The following is a 23911-nucleotide window of genomic DNA, read 5'->3' on the forward strand; positions in this document are numbered from 1 at the left end:
CCTCCTCTTAGTTGCTCATCTATCGTCAAATGACTGCTTAGAGCGGCTTCACAAAGTCGCGGAGTATTGTCTGCGATGCTTCGGGTTGTTCGACCATGCTCAGATGGCCCGCGTTGTCGATTAGTGCTACACGGATTCGATCCGATAATTCGGCCAGTTTCTTTGTTTTCTCAAGGGGTATGAGCTGATCCTCTTTTCCTAAAACCAGCAGGATCGGAAAGGGCGCATCCCGTAAAATGTTCGTCCGATCGGGGCGTCCCGCAATGGCTTCCATACCGGCAATGAGCGCATCGGTAGGCAAATCCCGATAGCGATCGATCAGCTCCTGTACTTTTTCGGCAGGATAATCGGGTGCAACCATTTTCGGGAGTTGCTTTTCAATGAATTGTGCCCCGCCCTGAGTGCGCATCGTTTCAATAAGCTGGCGACGCTGTGCTTTACGATCTTCGTCGTCGGCGTAGGCCGTCGAATGGTAAAGGACCAGACCACGCACCTGTGTCGGGTAACGTTCGGCAAAAGCCAGCGCTATATAACCACCCATCGAATGGCCAACCAGCACTACATCGTTGATGGAAGCAGCCTGGAGCCGGGCGTTTAGCTCTTCCGCATAAGCTTCAATGGTTGCATGTGAAGTCAGGCGGGCAACGTCAGGTTTTAGAACAGGGTGATCCAGGGCCAGATCGGCGTGGATGCTATCCCAGATGGATGCATCGACACCGTGACCGTGGATTAGAATCACCGAAAATGGAGTCTGCATGCTATGGTTGACTAAGCTTATTGTTTCAAAAGTTCCAGCAGAATCAGCACCAGGCCAACCACTAAAGCGATGGCGCCAATGACCGCACCAAAGCCGTTGCCAATAAGAAGCAATAACAAACCGGCTGCTGCTACAATCAGGCCAATGGTTAGCATTGACGTGGCCATAGGCTGCTCAGGTGATAGTTTCTGCTGAATTTTTTTATTGATCTTTTTGGCGGCTACACGTTCAAGCAGCGTCATTTTTTTAGACGCGACAGGCGGGGTCGAAGCCAGCGACATTTTCGCGGATGTCGAGCTAAGCATTGATTTAACCCGCTCGATCCGGCTCGTCAATTTCCTGTTGGAGGCTAGTTTGTTATCATTGCGTACGTACGCTTCGATCTGATTCACGGCCTGTTTGGCCTGAACAACCTGTTCGGTGGGGGAGGCTACTGGAATCGTTACGTCGCTGGTGATTGAGGAGGGTGCGGGCGATGGGGTAATTTCGGCAGGTGTACGAACGGCGGCTGGTTCAATCGTTGATGTGTGATAGCGTTCGACCGGGCCACGTTGAAAATAAGCCACGGGGCGACTGCAGGACGAGAGAATCGCTATTCCAATCAGAGCAAAATAAACGTGTTTGAGACTTGTTTTCATAGAGCAGTTTTCGTTTAAAGTATAATTATTGATTCTCATTCCCAACAACCACGCGTTGGTAACTTTGTTAACCAGTAGGTATAAGAAATGCTGGAATACGCTTAAAAATTGGCATAAATCGTGTGAGCGGTGGTAGGAAGGAGTACAAAAAAGTCGGCGTGACTGATCTGATCGATAGTCACGCCGACTTTAGGAATAGTTTAAGCACTTTGTTCTAGCTTTCCAGAACGCCCAATAGAATCAGAACGATACCGACCACGAGCAGAACGAGACCAATTACCCCAAGCACGCCACCGAAAATGAGCGATAGAATAAGACCGATAGCACCGATGATGATACCATTTTTGGTATTTCGGTTAAGCGCTTTGGTCTCCTCAGGTGCTACATGGTTTTTAATCTTCTTATCCAGTTTCTTGAGCATCACCCGCTCCATCAGGCTCATTTTCTTCGCTGATGTAGCCTTTGTTGATACGTCAGCCTTGTCGGTTGCAGTCGCGAGTAACTCGTTCACTTTTGCCATCCGCGTCGTCAGTTTCTTGTTGGATGCCAGTTTGCTATCGTTGCGAACATAGGCTTCAATCTGACTCATTGCCTGCTTTGCCTGAGCAACCTGTGCTGTTTGAGCGGGAGCGGCTTCAGATGCGACAGGCGCTTCGGTTGCAACTGGCTCGGCTATGGGTGCTACAGTCGGGGCGACGGCTGCAACGGTTTCGGTTTTAGGCGACGTGAAATGTTCGCGCTGACTTGGCTGGAAGTAAGCTACCGGACGGCTGCATGAAGAAAGGATAGATACCCCTAACAGGGCTGCGAAAAGGTGTTTGGAAATTGGGCTCATAGAACACGTTTTTTTTAGTGGGACCATAAAATTATCAAACTCAACAACTGGAACTCTATCGGTTTGTTGCGCAATTATCGCGTATTCGCTTGAAAAAAGTTGGAATCTGAGTGAGCGAACCGGAAAATCGCAATAAAAACCCGTTCAGCCAGTGTGTAAGAAGGCTGAACGGGATACATAGTCCTGATCAGAAAATTTCGCTACAGCAATCCAACCAGTAAAATGACGGCACCTGCCAGCAGAACAATAACACCGACGGTTGCGCCGGTACCAGTAGTTAGCAGGAGTAGCAATAGACCAATAATAACCAGAACGGCACCTGTTGCCAGAATACCGGTATTGGCCATTGTTTTATTGGGGTTATTCGGAGCAAGTTGTTTGCTGATTTTTTTATTCATCTGCTTCAGCACGAGCCGTTCCATCAGGCTTGCTTTCTTGGGAGCAGTAGTTGCCGAAGGTGCCAGCGTAGATTTAGCGGAGGTGGAGGCTACTAACGACCGAATGCGATTCAGACGTTTCTGAACGGTTTTGTCGGCAGCTAATTTGCTGTCGTTACGAACCAGAGCATCCATTTGATTTAGCGCTTCGTTCACCTGGGTGGCCTGGGCAACCGGGCCTGACGCGGTTTCGGGTGTAACGGTAGTCGCAGCCAGGGCTACGGGAGCGGATTCAGTCGTTACGACAGGTGCGGGCGTTGGTGTGGTCACCGCAAAGTGTTCGCGTGGGCTTTTCTGAAAATAGGCGACCGGGCGGTTGCAGGCAGTGAACAGGGTGGTCATCAGGAGACCTACCAACAAGCGTTGAGTATTGGTTTTCATTGTGTTAAATTGATTGGCTTACGTGTAACGAATAGACTTATCAAGGGGTAAACCGGCTGCCTTTACATTTGTTGAAAACCATCGATAAAATCCGATTTAATGGAAAAAACAAGCCCCGATTTCGTCAGGAAATCGGGGCTTGTTTTTTAATAAATTCCTATTGTCAGGCTACTGAACGCATCTGATAAGTGCTCGACTTGCCGAATTTCTCCTGAGCGTATTCCAGGCTTACGGTTAGTTCTTTAACCCCGGTTTGTGAGGGCATCTCGAACATCGCATCCATAATGATTGATTCGCATATAGACCGTAGACCGCGTGCTCCGAGTCCATATTGCAAAGCCTGATCAACAATATAGTTCAGGGCGCTGGGGTCCCAGTGCAGGGTTATTCCCTCCATCTGGAAAAGCTTGTTATACTGCTTGGTAATTGCATTTTTCGGCTCCGTCAGAATTTGCATCAGCGCATCGCGGTCGAGCGGTTCAAGATGCGCCAGAACGGGCAGTCGGCCGATAAGTTCCGGAATCAGACCGAATGATTTCAGATCAAGAGCAGAGATATACCGCATCAGGTGACCTTTTTCGAAGGTATCATTCAGCCGACGATCGCCGGAGAAACCAATAGGCCGAGTGTTGATCCGTTTGGCGATATGACGCTCGATCCCGTCAAAAGCTCCCCCGCATATAAAGAGAATATTTTCCGTATTGAGGGCGATCAGCCGCTGGTCGGGATGTTTACGGCCTCCCTGGGGGGGGACGTTAACGACAGAGCCTTCCAGCAACTTTAACAAGGCCTGCTGAACCCCTTCTCCGCTTACATCGCGCGTAATGCTTGGATTATCGGACTTACGAGCGATTTTGTCAATCTCATCGATGTAAACGATCCCGCGTTCTGCTGTTTCAACGTTGTAATCGGCGGCCTGTAATAGTCGTGTCAGAATAGTTTCGACATCTTCACCTACATAACCGGCTTCGGTAATGACGGTGGCGTCGGCAATGCAGAAAGGGACTTCAAGAATTTTAGCGATTGATCGGGCCAGGTACGTTTTGCCCGTACCCGTTTCGCCCACCATAATGATGTTCGATTTTTCGATCGTAACGTCATCATTGGTTTTGGGCTGCATCAACCGTTTGTAGTGATTATAGACCGCTACGGTAATGGCTTTTTTTGCATCATCCTGACCAATAACATACTGGTCGAGGTGGCGCTTCATCTCAACGGGTTTGATGAGGTTGATATTTACCTCTGTCGGTTCGCTCCGTTTCGGGCGCATTTCTTCCAGTACCACCTGGTGTCCCTGCTCAATGCAGTAGTTACAGATGTGTGCGTCGATGCCCGATAGCAGCAACAGTACCTCGTTTTTGCGCCGTCCGCAGAACGAGCAACTGATTTGTGGCATGTAAGGTTGCAGTGTATTTGACGTAGTTATACGAATAAATAGCTACCTGGGCAGGCTATTGACTGGTTTTGTTAACAGTTTGTCCCGGCGCTTTTTAAACTAAGTTCAGCAGAAAAAATGACCCATGCTAATTTGGGCCGTTCGTAATTAACAAAATTACCATTTGGTATTGAAAAGGCCAAATAAGCTGATAAAAGACATTGGTCGGGTTACAGTAGTGCCTTGCTTATTTCGCAAGGTATTGCTCGTAGTCGTAGGTGGCTATATTACCCTGGTATTGCCCTGAGCCTATTGTTTTTATGAGATAACCCTGTTCGTTGTAGGTGGGTGTGAGATCGCTGATCAGATTGTTTTTATTATACGGATCAATAGCAGGAATGAGCTTTACAGTTCCTTTGTAAGCATTTGGCTTATCATCATACTGATAACTGTAGTCTACGGTTTGCGTGTGAGTTGAATACCGGACTTTAACGGCATTACCGCCTGAATACACATAAGCATACTCATCCTGATACGGGCTATTCAGGTTAACATGGCTTATTTTAGTTGGTATATTATCAGCTCCGTAGGTAAGACTATACTCATCCTGCGGAATGAATAGGGTAAAGCCTTCAGCAATTAGGGATACTTTAACCGTTTCGGCGTTCCCTGTTGCATTGTAACTGTAAACCGCCCGAAATCCAATTATCCTGTTAACACCGTCGACATAGCTACTGGGCAAAATCTGATCAATATGATCAATCCGGTCGGCTGAGTTGTAGGAAAGGGTTGTTTTGCGAATAAGCTTTGGATCGGTCCCATGAGATTCGTAATTGGTCAGACGCCCGGTCGCGTCATACGTAAAGACCGTTGTATCGACATTGACAGTACGTCCGGCAATGGCGTATGAAGTTGTTTTATGGAGCCGATAGTGCGGGGTTGGGCCAGATTCGTCGGCTTTCGGAGCCGAACAGCCAGTCAGTTTCAGAAGAACCGCTATATAGCTCAGCCGAATCAATATAGAACCGATTCTCATGCGGGTTATTGGTTGAAGCCAGGCACTATCAGGTCATGAAACGCTATACTGTAGGGAAAACGTTTCTTCAGGGCAAAATGTTTAGCGAACGGTTAGTTGGTATAAAGTCCTTAACGCAAATAAGCGCAGACCGCCCGGAGGCAATCTGCGCTTATTGATGTTAATCAACTGATCAAAACTATATGTTTTGAAGAAATCAGCTTACGCTTTTTCCCGGCGAAGGACTTCGTCGATCAGACCGTATTCTTTGGCTTCTTCGGCTCTGAACCACTTGTCGCGGTCGGAAGCCTGTTCGATTTCTTCGTACGTACGACCGGAGTGACTGGCTAAAATGCGATACAGATCTTTTTCTAATTCAAGCATTTCTTTCATGGTCACCTGCATATCCTTCGAGGTTCCCTGTGCACCACCCGATGGCTGGTGAATCATAACACGGGCATGGGGCAGAGCCGACCGTTTTCCGGCAGCACCGCCAGCGAGCAACACAGCACCCATCGATGCTGCCAGGCTCGTGCAGACAGTGGCAACATCGGGCCGAACATATTGCATTGTATCATAAATACCCAGACCGGCATATACCGAGCCGCCAGGGCTATTCAAATACATCAGGATGTCTTTTTTAGGATCAGCCGACTCCAGAAACAGCAACTGCGCCACAATAATGTTAGCAATGTTGTCATCGACGGGCAGGCCCATGAAAATAATACGGTCGGCCATGAGCCGGGAGAAGACGTCTACTTCACGGAAGTTCATCGGACGTTCTTCAATAACCGAGCGAGTCATGTTTTCGACAGTGTGGTTCATATAACCATCTACGGTCAGGCCATTGAGGCCCATGTGGTGTACCGCGAAATTGCGGAATTCTTTTTCTTGATTCATAATTGGGTTTACTCCTTTGGTTTGAGAACGAATAATGGGCGAATCAGGTTCGGGATTTATTGATACTGGACGTTGGGTGTTCCTAACGCTAATATCCGGCCGATCCGAATTCTTTCCTTGCAAAATTGCGTTATCCTACCGAAAATTAGTGTCGGTTTGGGTTTAGAATTTATCGTAGTTACTTGATATGAAGACGTCCATCGAAGAAAAAATACGGCTGCAACGTCTCCAGCGGGGTTTATCGCAGGAAAATATGGCCGATCTGCTCAATCTGTCAACAACAGCTTATGGCGATATTGAGCGCGGTAAAACTGAACTGACCCTTTCGCGCCTGAACCAGATTGCCAGCGTGCTGGCTCTATCGCCATTGGTATTGCTTTCCGATGAGGCTATTCCGGCGCAGGTCGTTGAGCAAAAAAATGAGCAGGACATTGCCCATGAGCTGGCAACCCTGAACCTGATTGTTGAGAAGCAACAGGTTGAACTGGATAAGCTCCGTCTGGAGGCCGATTACTGGAAACGAAAATATGACGATCGCATCGCTTTCGAGCTGGCCCGGACGCTGGGTATTCAGCAAACCCGTGAGCGAATAGGATTTTAAGCTATGTAGCGGTTTGGCCGTACTACTTAGTTAAACGAACGAGCGGTATCCGTTTCTGAAACGGATACCGCTCGTTCGTTTAACGGTATGCTTACTCGGAGAGCGCTGCAAACTTATTCCGGTAGAAGGCGTAAAAAATTAACGGAAACACGAACAATGTCAGGAGTGTGGCTGTGATCAAACCACCGATTACGACGATCGCGAGTGGTTTGGCCGTTTCGGAGCCGATCCCGTGCGAAACAGCCGCCGGAATCAGACCAATGCCAGCCATCATTGCCGTCATAACCACTGGACGAATGCGTGAAACCACACCCAGGTGAATCGAATCATTGAGCGACATTTTGTTATGCAGGTTTTTCTTGAAAACCGATATCAGAATAACGCCATTCTGAATACAAATACCGAACAGCGCAATGAAGCCGATACCGGCCGAGATGCTGAAGTTGACGTGCGTGATTAGCAAAGCCGCAATGCCGCCAATAATCGCAAAGGGTACATTGAACAGCACCAGACCGGCATCCTTCACGTTGCCAAACAACACAAACAAAATAAAGAAAATACCCAGCAGGCTAATCGGTACGACCTGTTCCAGGCGGAGGGTTGCCCGTTGCTGATTTTCAAAATCACCCGCCCATTTTATGGTATAACCCGCTGGCAATTTCACATTAGCCGTTACTTTTTGCTGAGCTTCGGCAACGGCACCACCCATGTCGCGGCCCCGAACCGAAAACTTCACCGCTCCATATCGTTGACTGGCTTCACGGAAGATCAATACCGGTCCGGTTTGGGTATATACATGAGCAATTTCTTTGATCGGGATCATCGAACCACTCTCCGTTGGCACCATAAGCTGGCTGATTTGCTGCTCGTTTGACCGGAACGGGCGGTCGTATCGGATACGAAGGTCAAATTTGCGCTCCCCTTCGTATATCTCCGTGGCAGCTTTCCCGCCGATGGCCATTTCGATTACGGCTTCAGCATCCGCTTTGTTAACGCCATAAACAGCCAGTTTCTGCTCGTCGAGTTCGATCCGCATCTCAGGCTGACCCGTCGTACGAATCAGGCCAAGGTCTTCAATACCATGTACGGTAGCCAGTTGCTTTTCAATTTGACCCCCCTTTTCTTCCAGAATGCTCTGATCGGGACCGTAAATTTTAACGGCAATGGACCCTTTAACCCCCGATACGGCTTCTTCAACGTTGTCCATGATGGGCTGCGAGAAGTTGAAGTTCACACCAGGGAAGACACTCAGTCGTTCCTGCATTTTGTCGATGAGCTGTTCTTTCGTCAGGCCGCTTTTCCAGTCATCCTGTGGATAGATATCCACCAGAAACTCAATGTTATAGAAGCCTGTCGGATCAGTTCCATCGTTAGGACGGCCCGTTTGTGAAATGACGCCTTTTACTTCAGGAAAGTCTTCAAAAATATGGCGCATCTGAACCGTTTGCTTCACCGATTCGGGCAGCGAAATGCTCATGGGCATTGTGGCCCGGACATAAATAGAGCCTTCGTTGAGTTCGGGCAGAAACTCGGTGCCAAGCAGCGTAAAACCAGATAAGCCGATAGCAACGATAATGGCCGTGACAAGCAGGCTCATTTTCTTGTGAGCGAAGGTGAATCCAAATGCTTTTGTCGAGTATTTGGTCACGAGGTTCACGAATGGATTGTGTTTTTCGCGAACGTTTTTGCGGAGCAATATACTCGCCAGTACCGGCACCAGCGTCAGTGTGAAAATGAGTGCCCCCAGCAGCGCGAACCCGAGGGTCCAGGCGAGTGGCGAGAACATTTTGCCTTCAACTTTCTGGAACGAAAAAATCGGGACAAGGCAGGTAATGATGATCAGTTTAGAGAAGAAAATAGCTTTCCCCATTTCTGTTCCTGTCTTACGAATAACACCCAGCTTGGCCAGTTTATTGAACCTGGCCATGCCCCGTTCGTGAGCCAGTTCATCGAGCGTCACAAAAATACCTTCTACCATAACCACGGCCCCATCGACGATGATACCAAAATCGATGGCACCCATGGAGAGCAGATTGGCCGACATTCCCTTCAGGCGCAGACAGATAAAGGCAAACAGCAACGCCAGAGGAATGATGATCGACACCGTGACCGTTGTTCGCCAGTCGGCCATGAACAGGAACACGATAACCGTTACGAACACGATACCCTCGATAAGATTGTGCGTTACGGTATGGGTCGCAAAATGAATCAGCGTTTCGCGGTTATAGAACGTGTTTATCTGTACGTCGGACGGTAAAATGCTGGTGTTGAGCTCATTGATTTTATCCTTTACCCGCTCAATGACCTCGCTGGGGTTTTCGCCCTTGCGCATTACAACAATACACTCAACAACATCGTCCTGTTTATCGCGCCCTGCCTGACCGAGCCGGGGTAGAGCCGCTTCAGAAACCTGGGCTACATTGCGAACCATGATCGGTGTTCCGTTGGCGTTTTTAATAATGACGTTCTGGATATCCTGCTGGTTTTTTAACAGACCGATTCCCCGAACGACATAAGCCTCCGAATTTTTTTCGATCACATCACCGCCAACATTGACGTTGGAATTGGCTACGGCCTGATATAATTGAAGGGGTGTAATGTTGTAGTCGCTTAACCGGCGCGGATCGACCGAGATCTCATACGTTTTTACCTCACCTCCAAAACTGACCACATCGGCCACACCCGGTACACTCTTCAACTGCCGTTCAATGACCCAATCCTGCAAGGTTTTCAGTTCGCGGGCCGTGCGTGTCGGCGACTGCAACGTATACCGGAAAATCTCGCCGGTTGGGCCGTAGGGTGGCTGAACGTCGGGCTTGATTCCTTCCGGAAGTTCGACGCCGTTAAGTAGGTTGTTAACCTGCTGGCGAGCGAATGCGTCATCGACACCATCTTCAAAAAGTACCTTAACGACCGACAGGCCAAAAAGCGATGTCGATCGGATGTCTGTACGTTTCTGAACGGAGTTCAACCCAATTTCGATGGGGATCGTAACGAATTTCTCAATCTCTTCAGCCGAGCGGCCAGGCCACTGTGTGATGAGCGTAATCTGAGTATTTGTTACATCCGGAAAGGCTTCGATGGGCGTATTCTGGTAGCTAATAATCCCTGCAACAACAGCCAGTGCCGTCAGGAAAAATATAAAGAATTTGTTCTTCAGTGAGAACGACAGAATGCCTTTGATGAATTTATTCATGAATTGGCGGTGGACTAAATTACCCTGCGCAAAGGTGCCGTCAACAACTTAAATTGGTCTTAAGGCGCGGTTAAAAGAGTGTTAAATTGATAATTTCCAGAAAAAATCCTAATCAGGCCGATCGGAGGTGTGCTTTGAGATACGTACGATGAAGCCAGTTTAGCCCGCTGTCTCCGTTTCCTGATAAACAAAAAAATACAAACACTGCTTTAGTAGAGTATGAAGCAGAAGGAGATAGTGAGCAATTTGGCGGTAATTACTCATCTGACAGGCGCTAGTAATTACACGTGGGTCTACTTCAAAGACAGACCCCGGCTGTTGGTGTCGAAGTCATTAACTTACTTTGAAAAGTTGCTGCCGTCATGCATCAGAATTCATAAGACGGCGCTGATAAATCCAGCTTATATACAAGATATCACCCCGCCCCTGCGTGCGAAAGCACCGGGATCTATAACCATGGTGGGGGGAACGCTACTGCCTATTAGCCGCCGTCGATGGCTGGAGGTGGCCGATAGTTTACACGCTTCCAATACAACTCACGATGAAACGAATGGAACGGAAGGCTTACGGGAGGAACCCGTTGAAATGAACGGCAAAAGCCAGGTCGGTCGAGCAAAACAGGGAATCGAATTGCCTGAGCGATTCGTGTATACGTTTATGCAGGACGAACGAAAACGCCAGTTGCTGGCAGAGATTATCAGCGAAAAATGCCCCCATTACACCATTCAGTTTTTCGAATCCAGTACTTCACTGATTGGGCAGTTGCCCCAGACTGTACCCGAGAGCCTGCCTGCCCTGGTATTGCTGGAAGTTCGGACGGTTGGCTGGGCCTTATTGAATACGCTTGAATTTATTAAGACAGATAATCGATTCCGGCAGATTCCTACCGTTGTGTTTTTGCGGGAGCAGTCGGGCAATGACGTTGAAATCTGTTACGCTGCCGGAGCCAATTCGGTTGTCTGTGAAACCAATTATGTTGCTTTTACTGAAGCTACCGAGCGTATTTGCCGGTACTGGCTAACCTTTGCTGCGTTACCCATTGATAAAGTAATGAGCAGTAAATGACTGTTCAATAATAACGAATGCAGATTCCCTGCAAGGATCAATAGCCGTACTTACATGATGATGCGATCGTTCGGTAACGTAACTGTTTCCCACCAATAAATGCGGAGGGTTTCAATATAGGATTGCCATTCTCCTACATCGGTAGGTTTAGTGATGTAGGATGTGCTTCCGTAGAAATAGGATTCGGTAATGTCTTCCCGGTTATTAGAATAGCTTAGAATGACAATGGGTAATTGTTTAAAGGCCGATGAACTGTGCTTAAGCTGTTTCAATAAACCCCATCCTGCTTCACGATCGGGCAGATATAAATCAAGCAGGATCAGTTTTGGTAAATCATGGCCATTTAAGAAACAATTATTCAGGTAGGTAATAGCTTCATCGGCGTTGGCTGCCCGAATTGCTTTAACCTCTGCCAATGACCGGCCCATTGCCAGCTGTATCAAACGCCAATGGTCGTCATTGTCTTCAACAACCAGCAGACTGGCGTGCTTAAAATTCTGGCTGCTTACTGACAAATTGTGACGATTCAAGCTCATTTGTTGCGTTGAGAAGGAGATTTAAGATTAGTATGGCAATATAAGGGGTAGAATCAAGAAAAAATAGCAATTGAGTTCGCTGACAGCTACCAGAGTGACTGGTTACGAATTGCTGAATGCGTCATTTCTTTTCCTGAGAAATGGAGTTGCTCAAGCCAGCATTGCTGAATAATCCTTGTGGTATAATTCAGTAGACTGAGCCTATGCTATTAGGCGTTTCGCAGCAAGGTGTGCCACGTATTATCAGAATATCATTAAGAACCGCAGCACGCCTTTCGGCGAAATTCCTGAAATAACCAGAACCGAAAAAAACGACTTTACCAGCATAACTATAAAACTCAATTAAGCCATTACAGTTAATAGAATTGATAAAAACCACTAGTCTACATACACTAAAATTTGCTAATGCTATGACAAATGAGCCTTTATCAGCGGCTTCGTTGCAACCAGACTTAGCTACCTACTTATTTGCCCGGCGCGAGGCAATACTCAACGGATGGCGAACCCGCTGCGAACAGGATACAACCATACTGGCTACTTCTGGACTCTCCCGCGAAGAGTTTAATGATATGGTGCCAACCATTCTCAATATTCTGGGGCAGCGACTGAGTGGACAACCGGCAGAACTGGACCCTATGCAAGTCGCCAACGAACATGGGTTACATCGGTGGCATAAAGGATACACATTACGGGAGTTGCTGAAAGAAGTCGGACATCTGTTTCGAATTATTTCGGATGAATTAAAGACGTATGCCGAGCTTTATCCAGCCACGAATGCAAACGTGCTTACGCGGGCATATGGTGAAATTATTGGAATCAATGAAGAGACGCTCGAAGGAAGTGCTGCTCGCTACGATGACCTGGAAAGAACGGCCGCAGTTAGCCGTGCTGATACACTTCAGGCGGCCCTAGATCAACTAAACGAACTTGCTCGTCAGCGATCGGACCTCTTACGAACATCCAGCCATGATCTTCGCAGTAGCGTAGGCATTGCGCAAGGGGCTGTCTTTATGCTCGATCTGGATAATCAAAGTCCCGAAGAGCGTAACCAGTTGATGGCGATGCTCAACCGAAACCTGACCAGTCTGGAAACCATGCTGCAAAGCCTGATGAGTCTGGCCCGGCTAGAAGCGGGGCAGGAGACCCCGGAAATCAGTGAGTTCGATGTAGCAGCTCTATTGCACGAATTAGTGCAGAGTGCTCAGCCTTTGGCCATTCAGCAGGGTTTACCACTTCTGGCCGATGGCCCAGAACAGCTTGTGGTAAAAAGCGATCCGGGTAAGGTTCGACGCATTGTTCAAAATCTGTTATTAAATGCACTCATGTACACCTCAACGGGTGTTGTCTCTATTTCCTGGGTAGAAGAAAATGATCACCAATGGACAGTTGGCATTCAGGATACAGGGCCAGGAATGCCCGATAGTTCACTTACGTCGATAGTCGGTACGCTGAAGCCTACTCAGGATAGCGCATCCGTATTTGATAGCCGGGTTAAGCCAGACCTGCCAGTGAGTGAGTCGCCAGGCCCTCCACGCCAACCGAACGTCATCAAATCGAAAGGAGAAGGTGTCGGATTGCATATTGTAAAACGCCTTTGTGAGTTGCTGGAAGCTAATCTTGATATCGAAACCAATTCCGACAGAGGCACTCTGGTTCGGGTTCGCTTCCCAAAGCGATTTAAAAGCGAATAGGCAGGTTCTCTGTTCTCAGTAGGCAATCAAGCCCGGCACACTGCTTACTGAGAACGGCTTTTTCAAATTATGGCTCCATGGGTCTGGCGCATAATGCCGCGAAGCGCCGGTTTGAACGCACTCAGCGTCCGCACGGCCAGCTCCGATAACCAGTCAGTACCAAAGAGTTGTTGTACAGTCCGGCCAACCCAAAGGCGTTGAGCAAACAACTTCGACCAATCGCGCTGGTAGCGTTGTTCCATATCGGAGCGGTTTAGCTGACCGCTCAAAAAAGCAGCCGAGAGATTACTGGCCAGCTTTGCCCCATGAATAGCCATGGCCATGCCATTGCCGCACAAGGGGGTAATCAACCCGGCCGAATCGCCCACCATGAGCATATGATTTTCGACGGACTGTTTCGACGCAAATGAAATTTCATTGATCACTTCAGGTTTGTCATACAAAAAATCAGCGTTCTCAAAGACAATCTTCAGATGTGGATTTTTATATAAAACAGCTCGCTCCATATCAGGAATGTTGCCAAATAAGCGCAAATTAGAGCGGGTTGTCAGGTAACAGAGACAATAGTTGCCGTCTTCAATGGCCGACATACCGCAGTAGCCATCCGTGAAATTATGCAGCGCTATCAGATCCGTCGGGAAATCGCATTTGATGTGGTACTTGACTCCGATATAAGAAGACCGGCTTGCCGGAGCGGGTTGTCGCAGGAAAGACCGATCGAGGGTTTTGTCGAGTTTGGATCGTTTTCCAAAGGCACCAATCACTAATCGACTGGTCAGGATTTGGCTGGTTCCAGTGAGTCGGTCGCTTACTGAAACCGTAAACAGGCTGTCATTGAATAGTACGCTGTCGACCTCTTGGTTGAGCAGGAACTCAACACCAGCGGCTTTTCCTAACTGATACAACTCATGGTCAAGCGTATAACGACTGATGCCAAATCCGCCCAGATCAAGGGGCGCACATAACGACCGACCCGAAGGAGCCGATACCTGAAAATGATTGATAGTGGCCGCTCCAAGGCTCTCGAGGTTAACGCCTAAAGCCTGGATGTAAGGTTTTACTTCGTTCGATACATATTCGCCACAGACTTTATGAAACGGATAGGACTTACGCTCCACGAGCACAACGGCATGGCCCGCTTTCGCCAGTTCAAGGGCGCTGACCAGGCCAGCCAGCCCGCCACCAATAATGACAACGTCTGTTTTGAACATCCCGATTGTCGACAGTAATTCAGACCCGAAGGCTATTCATTAGTTTGATGTGCTCTCGATAAATAAGTAGACAATTAACAAGTCTATTTGGTTTTATAAAAACCGTTTTACATTTGCTCCATGTCTATCTTGTCCAACGATCTGAAAGCCGATTGGCAATTGAATCACCCAATCTACATGGAGGCCTATCAATCTGGGCGTTCATCGTTTATTACCAATCTGTTGCCGCAATTTGCCATGCAATTTTCGGTCTATCAGACGCTGGAAATGCTGCACAAGCGTTTAGGGAATGAAACGCTTCGACGGGCATTAGATCCGGTTGAAACCATTGCCAGCCCCGTTAAAGGTCGGCCCGATGGCGAATGGATGAAGCGTAGTAATATGATCGGTGTCAACGTACGGACGACTGGCTCCTTTTGGCAGGTTGTCAATTACGTTCTCACGCTTCCGGCCAGTCATGACAGTATTCACCTGTTACCGATCTGGGAGCCGGGTGTGGTGGGGAGCTTATATGGCATGGTAAGCTGGCAAATCAATCCTGAGTTTTTTGATGTCGATCTGGCGCGCTTTGTTCCGGCGCTGGATACGGTCGAAAAACAGCTAAAGGTGGTTATGAACCTGCTCCATGCTATGGGGCGCACCGTTGGAATGGATGTCATTCCGCATACCGACCGTTTTTCGGAAATGGTGCTGGCCTGTCCGTCCTTGTTCGAGTGGGTTCAGCGCGACGGCGATAAAATTAATGATCATTCCAGTCTGGTTTATAAATATGTGGAAGAAGCGATCTGGCAATACCTGAAGTATGTTGGTGCCGCCGATGGAACGCCGATAACGTTCGCCAAAGACGTTTTCTTTTCTACCGAGCTGGCTATTCTGACCGACGATCAGCGATCACGAATTTTGTTTGGTCATTTTAACGACTATGGCGGCCGTCTTCAGCGGAGAATTAATCTGATTCGTCACCTGACGGCACAGGGACTTGAAACGCTGCCGATGACAATGGCTCCACCGTATCGGGGAATTCATATCGATCCAACAGATTTTATCGTCGATGAGTATGGGCAGACGTGGTATCAGTATGCCTTCGACGAACCGCAACTGATGTCGCGCGTATTTGGCCCATTAGCCCGGTATCGTTTCTATGAATCGAAAGATAATAACCAGAACTGGGAGCTTGACTTCGACCGACCGAATTACCCGGCCTGGGCCTATATCTGTCAGAAAGTGCACGAGTGTCAGCAGACCTATAATTTCGACTTTATGCGGGGCGACATGGCGCATGTTCAGATGCGGCCAGCGGGCGTTCCGGAGATGATAGGGCACTATTATGACCCCTTGCGGGCCATCAAACGCTATGTCCGGGGGAATGGATCACCTCATTTCGCGTTCTTTGCCGAAACATTTCTGGCTCCGCCTGATGTGATGGGTTATGGCGATGAACTAGATCATCTGGACGCCATTGAGGCTGAATCGACGCTGGGTGATTTGCAGTCGCTGGTCGTGGGCTCTGAGGAGTTTAATCGCCAGTTCTCGGCCTATTACGACTACTTGAAGACGCGTCGGTTTGCGCCTAATTTTACCGTTATCTCGGCCGATAAAGATGATCCGCGCTTCGATGAATTTTACCAGACCGGCAATCTGTTTCGCTATTTTACGGCGCTCTTTCTTACCGATATGCCCAGTTATATCGGCCTGGGATTTGAATTGCGTAATCTCCATGATGAGCGGGGAACAAACGAAGAATACTCGAAACTGTACGTTTTTCAGATCGAAGATGATCGTCAGCCCGATAAGGTGACGCACGGCCCATACGAATGGGGGCAGAACGTAGAGCAATTCAAAAGTATTCTGCGTATCCGGACGTTTGCCGAACGTATCTGGCCAGTCATTGCCGGTCAGGAAACCCGCTGGCTGGTGGCTCCCGATGCACAGAGCACCGATCGTGACTTCATTGCCTGGACACACACGGGGCCAACGGGCTATGTTTTTGCTGCAGCTTATTCCGACGAGTTACCCGATACGATTCCAGAACTGGAGCAAACAGCTTCGATGGAGCTGGTTTTTGAGGAGGGTGGATGCCGGATCTGGCATACTATCGAGTCGTTGGAAGGTTGAAAAGCTGGTAGTTTCGGGCAACTATACCTGTTAACCAATGACATTTCGATTGATTTGAAGAACGTGTTTCGCTAGCGCTTTCGGTTGTACCTTTACACGATGAATCGCAACCTGCTCGACGGCCTTAACTTTGCTTCCAAACTAACGCCAAAGCGTGTGGCTAATGCGCTGAAGGTATTGTACAGTTATTACCGTTCCCGACAAACGGGCCAGTCCATGCACCAGGGCTTGCCTATGTCTGTGTCGTTTGAACCAACTACTTCCTGCAATTTGCGATGCCCTGAGTGCCCCAGCGGTCTGCGATCATTTACGCGACCGACCGGAATGCTCGGGGAAGATCTCTACAAACGCACGATCGATGAACTGCACGAAACGCTGCTTTATCTGATCTTTTATTTTCAGGGCGAACCCTATCTGCACCCACAGTTCCTGGAACTCGTGCGGTATGCCACTGACCGTAATATCTATACTGCAACCAGCACCAACGCTCATTACCTAACCGATGCCAATGCTCGAAAAACGGTTGAATCGGGCCTGGATCGATTGATTATTTCCATCGATGGAACAACGCAGGAAGTGTATCAGCAGTATCGGGTAGGTGGGAAACTCGAAAAGGTGCTGGAGGGCACGAAGAACATTATCCGCTGGAAAAAAGAACTGAAATCGCGGACGCCCCATGTTGTGTTCCAGTTTCTGGTTGTAAAGCCCAACCAGCATCAGATCGCGGAAGTGAAAAAACTGGCGCGTGAATTAGGTGTCGATGAAGTTGGCCTGAAAACGGCGCAGATCTATGATTATGAGCACGGTTCAGACCTGATTCCGACAATAGACCAGTATAGCCGGTACGCTCATCAATCCGACGGGACGTATGCAATCAAGAATGGCTTCGGTGACCATTGCTGGAAAATGTGGCACTCCTGCGTGATCACCTGGGATGGTCTGGTGGTGCCCTGCTGTTTCGATAAAGATGCTCACCATCGGCTTGGTGACCTTCAGAACGAATCATTTGCTGACCTCTGGCAGGGTCCATCTTACCAGGAGTTTCGCCAGACATTACTCCGCTCCCGTTCTGAAATAGAAATGTGCCGCAACTGTACCGAAGGTACAAAGGTTTGGGCCTGAGTTAATTGTGAATGAGTGAGTGAGTGAATGAGTGAATGAGTGAATAGTTTTTGCGCCAGCTATTCACTTATTCACTCATTCACTCCTTAAATTTTGTGGAACATTCCGTGGAACAGTTCTTGCATTCGTGAAAACTATCCGGCATCTTTGGGACTGCAACGCACAGACCCATGGGTAAAGTCATTGCTATCGCCAACCAAAAGGGGGGCGTCGGTAAAACTACGACAACAATCAACTTGGCCGCCAGCTTGGCCGCCCTCGAATTTCAGACGCTTATTGTAGATGCAGATCCGCAGGCGAACTCAACCTCCGGGCTGGGATACAATCCAAAAGAAATCGAGAACAGCATTTACGAGTGCATGGTCGAAGGAGTTCGTCCACAGGATGCCATTATTCAGACGGATTTCCCGAACCTGAATTTACTTCCTTCGCACATTGACCTCGTTGGTGCTGAAATCGAGATGATTAATCTCCAAAACCGGGAGGATAAGATGAAAAATGCCCTCGACAGCATCCGCGACGAGTACGATTTCATCATTATCGACTGCTCGCCGTCGCTGGGGTTAATTACAATCAACAGCCTGACCGCTGCTGATTCAGTTATAATTCCGGTTCAATGCGAGTATTTTGCGCTCGAAGGCCTGGGTAAATTGCTCAATACGATCAAGATTATTCAATCGCGATTAAATACGCATTTGTCCATTGAAGGAATTTTGCTGACTATGTATGATCTGCGTGTCCGACTCTCAAATCAGGTAGTTGGCGAGGTGACCAGTCATTTCCAGCAGATGGTATTCAGCACCATAATTCCGCGGAATATTCGACTGAGTGAGTCGCCAAGCTTCGGCGTTCCGGCACTTGCTCAGGATGCCGACAGCAAAGGAGCGGTAAGCTACCTGAATCTGGCCCGCGAAATTCTGGCTAAAAACGGGTTGATGCCACATGAAGTGTAAAGCGGGTGGGAACCCGTTAGTAGTGTAGAGAAAATGCGGGCTTCCTCCCGCGCTACAGGTATGGACAACGCGAACACCAAAGCACCGAATAAGAAGATGATAGGATTGGGCCGAGGCTTGGGTGCCCTGTTGCACGACAGCGAAGCGGTCAATCGGCAGTCGAAACCGTCGCCGTTTGAGTCCATTAGTACGATGACGGAAATCAGTTTAACGCTGATTGAAACAAATCCTTTTCAACCCCGTACCCGTTTTGATGAAGAAGCCTTACAGGAATTAGCCGACTCGATTCGGATTCAGGGTATTATTCAGCCCATTACGGTTCGGCAACTGGGCAAAGATCGCTACCAGTTAATTTCGGGCGAACGGCGTCTTCAGGCATCCAAACTGATTGGAATGACTCATATTCCGGCTTATGTCCGGACGGCCAATGACCAGCAAATGCTGGAAATGGCTCTGATTGAGAACATTCAGCGCGAAAACCTCAACTCCATAGAAATTGCCCTGAGCTATCAGCGTCTTATTACCGAGTGTAGTCTGAAACAGGAAGAACTGGGCGAACGTGTCGGAAAAAACCGCACAACGGTTAATAACTACATTCGGCTTCTGAAGCTTCCGCCCGTGATTCAGGCGGCTCTTCGTGACAATAAAATTTCGATGGGGCACGCCCGTGCGATCATTAATATTGAAAACCCCGATTCGCAAATTCGCCTTTTTAATCGCGCCGTCGACGAAGAATGGTCGGTTCGGAAGGTTGAAGAAGCCGTTCGAAATCTCTCTGACGATGGCGAGGAACCCCTTGCCAGTCGTCGTGTAACACTGCCCAAGCAGGAGATGCGTAGCCTTCAGTTTAAGCTATCGTCGTTGTTTGGTACGAAGGTTTCGATTAAAGCAGACGAAAAGCATAAGGGCGAAATCAAAATTCCGTTTACTTCTCAGGAAGAATTAACTAAAATTCTGGAGGTACTGAACTCACAGGCGTGACCGTGTTAAATTACCTTAAAAGGGTGACTCGTCGGTCGAGACGAAGTGGCATTGGGCGTTGTGTTTCTATGAAACAAATTAGTGCCTTATTGGTCGTTATTCTGTTGTTCACGTTGCCCCTGTTTGCCCAGCAACCAGCCATTAATCCGGCCCCAACACCGGCTCCAATCGATTCGACGGGTAATTTGAATTTGCGTTCAACCCCGGATACGATTCCACCGGCTGTTCAGCAAAAGGGCCGGATTGGCACAGATGCGGCTCCCCGACCGATTCGGGTTGGAAGCTCCGTGTTGACACCAGAGGGCGGTTCGGGAATACGGGCCAGCGATACCGTTCAGGTTACAGCGAAGCAGGAAGCTGAAATCCGGAAAATCATCCCCCGTAAAGCCACCATTCGCTCGCTGATTCTGCCCGGCTTGGGGCAGGCCTACAATCGACAATACTATAAAATCCCATTTATTTACGCTGGTTTCGGTGTGATGGGTTATTTATTTGTGAAATACAAAGGTCTGGCTAACCAGGCAGAAGACGGGTATCGGTTGCTTCTATACGGACGAAAAATTAGTGATAAAGTATATGAGCCCGTCGATTCTGTTGTGATCGGAACGCAAATTATCCGCACGACAACAGGGGCCAAAGCAGGTTATGATCTGTATCGTCGGTATCGTGATCTGAATATTTTGCTGTCGGTTGGGCTTTGGGCCATCAACATCATTGAGGCTAATGTAGCGGCACACCTCAAAACGTTTGATTTATCCGACGATATTTCTATGCGCATCGAACCCCGGGTCTTACCTGTGCCGGGCGCAGGGTTTGTTCCGGGCGTTCGGGTCGCTTTCACCTTTAAATGAAGGATGTATGATGTACACTAATCGATGCCATCTACGTTAACATTCTTCGTTATAGATTAACTATTTATGAATATTCTTCTTCTTGGCTACGGAAAAATGGGTAAGGCCATCGAGCAAATTGCGCTCGAACGGGGCCACCAGATAGCCGTTCGTATCGATGCTGACAATCGTGCTGACCTGGAAACTACGCCATCAGATGCTGTCGATGTGGTGATTGAATTTAGCTCGCCTGAGTCGGCCGCCGAGAATATCAAGTACTGCCTTCAACGCGGCTGGCCGGTAGTTTGCGGAACAACGGGCTGGCTAAGCCACCGGGCTGAAATCGAGCAGATATGCCAGGAAAAAAAAGGTGCGTTTTTCTACGCATCGAACTATAGCATCGGTGTAAATCTGTTCTTTCGGTTAAATAAAACGCTGGCGCGTTTTATGCGGAATTACCCATCCTATCAGGTGTCGATGACAGAGATTCACCACACCGAGAAAAGGGATGCGCCCAGTGGAACGGCCATTACACTGGCAGAGGGCGTACTGGAAAACCTACCGGGCAAAAATCGCTGGGTGAATCGGGAAGCGGGCAGCGAAGGTTCGTTAATCGACTCGACTGATGCCGTTGAAATTGAGTCGCTGCGTGAAGGAACCGTGCCCGGAACCCATACGGTTCGGTATGACTCGGAAGTTGACCAAATTGAAATTAAACATATTGCCCACAGCAGGCAGGGTTTTGCCCTTGGAGCGGTGGTTGCGGCAGAGTGGATTATTGGCCGTGAGGGCATCTTTGGAATGGACGATTTATTGGGGAGTGATCAATTATGAATCGGAATAGGTCAAATAAAACCAATCCATCTTCGTAATTTCGTTAAAAGTTCATTCAATTAGTTACCCGTTAGTTAACGTAGTCATCATTTATCATTCATAATTCACCATTAGTTACAGTGTCGATAACCAAAACACAGGCCGAAACGAGGCCGGCTAAACCCAAAAAATCGGCCATTCGGGAGTGGTTCGATTCCGTTTTGTTCGCTGTTGTAGCGGCTACGCTTATCCGATGGCTGTTTATGGAAGCGTTTACGATTCCGACACCTTCGATGGAAAATAGCCTGATGGTTGGTGATTTCCTGTTTGTAAGCAAGCTTCATTATGGCACCCGCACACCCAGAACCCCCTTGCAGGTTCCGCTGACGCACCAGAAAATATGGGGTACCGAAATACCTTCCTACAGCACGGCCATCCAGTTGCCATCTTACCGCTTACCGGGATTCACACACGTCAAAAATGGAGATGTTGTGGTCTTTAATGTTCCTCCTAAGTATCTCAACGACAATATCGACTATCCCGTTGATTTGAAAACGAATTACATCAAGCGCTGCATTGGCATTCCGGGCGATGTGCTCGAAGTCCGTCAGCGCGAGGTATTCGTGAACGGAAAAGCGTTTCCAACTCCGCCCCGTTCGGAACAGAAATATTTCATAAAAACAACGGAAGTGCTGGATGCTACTTTCTTCCGTAAATACGAAATCGTTAACGACTATCGTGATCCAAGCCAGCCAACCGAAAACTGGAAGCCACTGGAGCAGTACAACGACTCGACCAAAACATCGGCGATGGTTGGCTATATGGTGAACACTACTGCCGATGTAATGGCCAAATTTAAAGAATTCGACTGGGTGAAGGGTATCGAGCCAATGGCCGACAAGCCCGGCGAGATGTCGCCCGGTATTTATGGTACACCGACATTCAAGTGGAATCATGATAATTTCGGGCCGATCACCATTCCGAAAAAAGGGGCTACAATTCAGGTCAACGCGCAAACAATTGCGTTATACGGCTCGGTTATTGAATTGTATGAGGGCAACGAGAAAGTGGAGGTAACACCAACCGGTATTAAAATTGGCGGTCAGCCTATCACCTCCTATACCTTCAAGCAGGATTATTACTTCATGATGGGCGATAACCGTGATAACTCACTCGATTCCCGCTTCTGGGGCTTCGTTCCCGAGGATCATATCGTTGGGAAAGCGGTATTTGTCTGGATGTCACTTGATCCAAACCCAGCTAATGTCTGGAATAAAATCCGCTGGAATCGGTTGTTCCGAACGATTGATTAATCAATCTACCATACGAGTTTGACGTGAGGCCCCGAATGAACATTCGGGGCCTTTCCATAAATGGAAGTCGGTTTATTCGCTATATCTACATCAATTCACTGAAAGATAGCGTTACTTTGTTCATAGATAGCTACATAACGCCAGTGCAGAAACGGAATACTTCCATCAATACTCAGTTTTTTGTCGTCCTTTTAACCCTATTTTTCTGCTTAAGTCGGTGGGGAGATCAGCAGATTCTGGCCAGACCAACCAATAGCCATGTCGCTCCGACTAAACCCGGCAAGAAACGAATAGCGGGAAAAGTACATCGGCGCTCAACAATCAAGTCAATCGCAGTCAATCGCAAAGCAACGAAGGGAAAAGCGCTGGCTAAGGAAAACAAGAAGGTCGTTTCATCAACGACTGTAGCCTTGTTTGGCCCGAGATATGCCCGTGTAGCGGTGAAAGATCATTTGCTGAGAGGAGCGGTCTATTATCTGGCATCGGGGCATGGCGGGCCTGATCCGGGCGCGCTGGGCCGGTATGGCAAGTATGTCTTACCCGAAGATGAATACGCCTACGACGTAACTATCCGGCTGGCTCGCGCCCTGATGGAACATGGTGCTACTGTTTACATGATTCTTCAGGATCCTAATGATGGCATTCGGGACGATAAAATACTGAAGCTGGACCGCGACGAAGTTACGTATCTCCGACAGACAATCCCATTAAACCAGACCCTTCGGCTACGCCAGTGTACGGATGCCGTGAACCGGCTAAACCGAAAACATAAGGGGGCGTATCAACGAATGGTAACCATTCATGTCGACAGCCGGAGCGCGGGCGAAACCATCGATGTGTTTTTCTATCACCACCAGAACAGTGGTGTAGGGAAAAGGCTGGCAAAAAATATCCATCGGAGCTTCAACGCTGGCTATAAGCGATACCAGCCTAACCGGAGCTATCTGGGCAACGTATCGGACCGGAGTAGCTTGTACGTGGTAAAAAACAGCCATCCGCCAACCGTCTTTATTGAATTAGGCAATATCCGGAACGAGAAAGATCAGCGTCGCTTTTTGCTGGCAGGTAACCGGCAGGCTCTGGCTAACTGGATATGCGATGGTATGCGGGCAGATTATAAATTACGATAGCAGTAGGCAGTAAGTA

General features: G+C 48.4%; 21 protein-coding genes. 11 read left to right on the forward strand and 10 right to left on the reverse strand.

What is annotated here, in order from left to right; genetic code table 11:
* Positions 1–37 precede the first annotated feature (37 nt).
* From GJR95_RS33060 to GJR95_RS33090, 7 genes are all read right to left on the reverse strand, one after another.
* Positions 38–757 (reverse strand): alpha/beta fold hydrolase, encoded by a 720-nt coding sequence (locus GJR95_RS33060; protein WP_162389923.1) that lies wholly within the window; start codon positions 755–757, stop codon positions 38–40.
* 17 nt (positions 758–774) lie between these two features.
* On the reverse strand, positions 775–1395 hold the full coding sequence (locus tag GJR95_RS33065; protein ID WP_162389924.1) for a hypothetical protein: 621 nt from the start codon (positions 1393–1395) through the stop codon (positions 775–777).
* A 214-nt stretch (positions 1396–1609) separates the two neighbouring features.
* Positions 1610–2230, reverse strand: coding sequence for a hypothetical protein (locus GJR95_RS33070; protein ID WP_162389925.1), 621 nt, complete (start codon positions 2228–2230; stop codon positions 1610–1612).
* A 200-nt stretch (positions 2231–2430) separates the two neighbouring features.
* Complete coding sequence (locus tag GJR95_RS33075) at positions 2431–3048, reverse strand: hypothetical protein (RefSeq protein ID WP_232540938.1); 618 nt, start codon at positions 3046–3048, stop codon at positions 2431–2433.
* A 163-nt stretch (positions 3049–3211) separates the two neighbouring features.
* Positions 3212–4444, reverse strand: a complete 1233-nt coding sequence (clpX, locus tag GJR95_RS33080; protein ID WP_162389926.1) for an ATP-dependent Clp protease ATP-binding subunit ClpX — start codon at positions 4442–4444, stop codon at positions 3212–3214.
* 226 nt (positions 4445–4670) lie between these two features.
* On the reverse strand, positions 4671–5459 hold the full coding sequence (locus tag GJR95_RS33085; protein WP_162389927.1) for a hypothetical protein: 789 nt from the start codon (positions 5457–5459) through the stop codon (positions 4671–4673).
* Between the two features lie 201 nt (positions 5460–5660).
* A complete protein-coding gene (locus GJR95_RS33090) occupies positions 5661–6338 on the reverse strand; it encodes a ClpP family protease (RefSeq protein WP_162389928.1) in 678 nt (225 codons plus the stop codon).
* A 187-nt stretch (positions 6339–6525) separates the two neighbouring features.
* Between GJR95_RS33090 and GJR95_RS33095 the strand changes: the two genes are divergently transcribed.
* Entirely contained in the window at positions 6526–6939 is a 414-nt protein-coding gene (locus tag GJR95_RS33095) for a helix-turn-helix domain-containing protein (RefSeq protein WP_162389929.1), read from the forward strand.
* Positions 6940–7030: 91 nt separating this feature from the next.
* Here GJR95_RS33095 and GJR95_RS33100 read toward each other — a convergent pair whose 3' ends face one another.
* Positions 7031–10135, reverse strand: coding sequence for an efflux RND transporter permease subunit (locus tag GJR95_RS33100; protein WP_162389930.1), 3105 nt, complete (start codon positions 10133–10135; stop codon positions 7031–7033).
* Positions 10136–10354: 219 nt separating this feature from the next.
* Here GJR95_RS33100 and GJR95_RS33105 point away from each other — a divergent pair, with 219 nt between their 5' ends.
* Positions 10355–11200, forward strand: coding sequence for a LytTR family transcriptional regulator DNA-binding domain-containing protein (locus GJR95_RS33105; RefSeq protein ID WP_162389931.1), 846 nt, complete (start codon positions 10355–10357; stop codon positions 11198–11200).
* 50 nt (positions 11201–11250) lie between these two features.
* On the opposite strand, the gene GJR95_RS33110 is transcribed toward GJR95_RS33105, so the two are convergent.
* On the reverse strand, positions 11251–11736 hold the full coding sequence (locus GJR95_RS33110) for a response regulator (RefSeq protein WP_162389932.1): 486 nt from the start codon (positions 11734–11736) through the stop codon (positions 11251–11253).
* A 410-nt stretch (positions 11737–12146) separates the two neighbouring features.
* Between GJR95_RS33110 and GJR95_RS33115 the strand changes: the two genes are divergently transcribed.
* Positions 12147–13427, forward strand: coding sequence for a sensor histidine kinase (locus GJR95_RS33115; RefSeq protein WP_162389933.1), 1281 nt, complete (start codon positions 12147–12149; stop codon positions 13425–13427).
* Positions 13428–13489: 62 nt separating this feature from the next.
* Here the strand turns inward: GJR95_RS33115 and GJR95_RS33120 are convergent, their stop codons facing one another.
* Positions 13490–14638, reverse strand: coding sequence for an NAD(P)/FAD-dependent oxidoreductase (locus GJR95_RS33120; protein ID WP_162389934.1), 1149 nt, complete (start codon positions 14636–14638; stop codon positions 13490–13492).
* Positions 14639–14758: 120 nt separating this feature from the next.
* Between GJR95_RS33120 and GJR95_RS33125 the strand changes: the two genes are divergently transcribed.
* From GJR95_RS33125 to GJR95_RS33160, 8 genes are all read left to right on the forward strand, one after another.
* The gene (locus GJR95_RS33125) at positions 14759–16753 is read left to right on the forward strand and encodes an alpha-amylase family protein (RefSeq protein ID WP_162389935.1); all 1995 of its coding nucleotides are present in this window, start codon (positions 14759–14761) and stop codon (positions 16751–16753) included.
* Between the two features lie 99 nt (positions 16754–16852).
* Complete coding sequence (locus GJR95_RS33130; protein WP_162389936.1) at positions 16853–17875, forward strand: SPASM domain-containing protein; 1023 nt, start codon at positions 16853–16855, stop codon at positions 17873–17875.
* Positions 17876–18045: 170 nt separating this feature from the next.
* A complete protein-coding gene (locus tag GJR95_RS33135) occupies positions 18046–18828 on the forward strand; it encodes a ParA family protein (protein ID WP_162389937.1) in 783 nt (260 codons plus the stop codon).
* A gap of 60 nt (positions 18829–18888) precedes the next feature.
* Positions 18889–19809 carry a ParB/RepB/Spo0J family partition protein gene (locus tag GJR95_RS33140; RefSeq protein ID WP_162389938.1) on the forward strand — a complete coding sequence of 307 codons (921 nt, stop codon included), beginning with the start codon at positions 18889–18891 and terminating at the stop codon, positions 19807–19809.
* A 68-nt stretch (positions 19810–19877) separates the two neighbouring features.
* Complete coding sequence (locus tag GJR95_RS33145; RefSeq protein WP_162389939.1) at positions 19878–20660, forward strand: DUF5683 domain-containing protein; 783 nt, start codon at positions 19878–19880, stop codon at positions 20658–20660.
* Positions 20661–20726: 66 nt separating this feature from the next.
* Positions 20727–21473: a 4-hydroxy-tetrahydrodipicolinate reductase gene (gene dapB, locus GJR95_RS33150; protein WP_162389940.1), complete on the forward strand. Its 747-nt coding sequence runs from the start codon at positions 20727–20729 to the stop codon at positions 21471–21473.
* A gap of 119 nt (positions 21474–21592) precedes the next feature.
* Positions 21593–22765 (forward strand): signal peptidase I, encoded by a 1173-nt coding sequence (gene lepB / locus GJR95_RS33155; RefSeq protein ID WP_162389941.1) that lies wholly within the window; start codon positions 21593–21595, stop codon positions 22763–22765.
* 35 nt (positions 22766–22800) lie between these two features.
* Complete coding sequence (locus tag GJR95_RS33160; RefSeq protein WP_162389942.1) at positions 22801–23895, forward strand: N-acetylmuramoyl-L-alanine amidase family protein; 1095 nt, start codon at positions 22801–22803, stop codon at positions 23893–23895.
* Positions 23896–23911 lie beyond the last annotated feature (16 nt).

It is taken from the genome of Spirosoma endbachense (assembly GCF_010233585.1).
Taxonomy (GTDB): Bacteria; Bacteroidota; Bacteroidia; order Cytophagales; family Spirosomataceae; genus Spirosoma; species Spirosoma endbachense.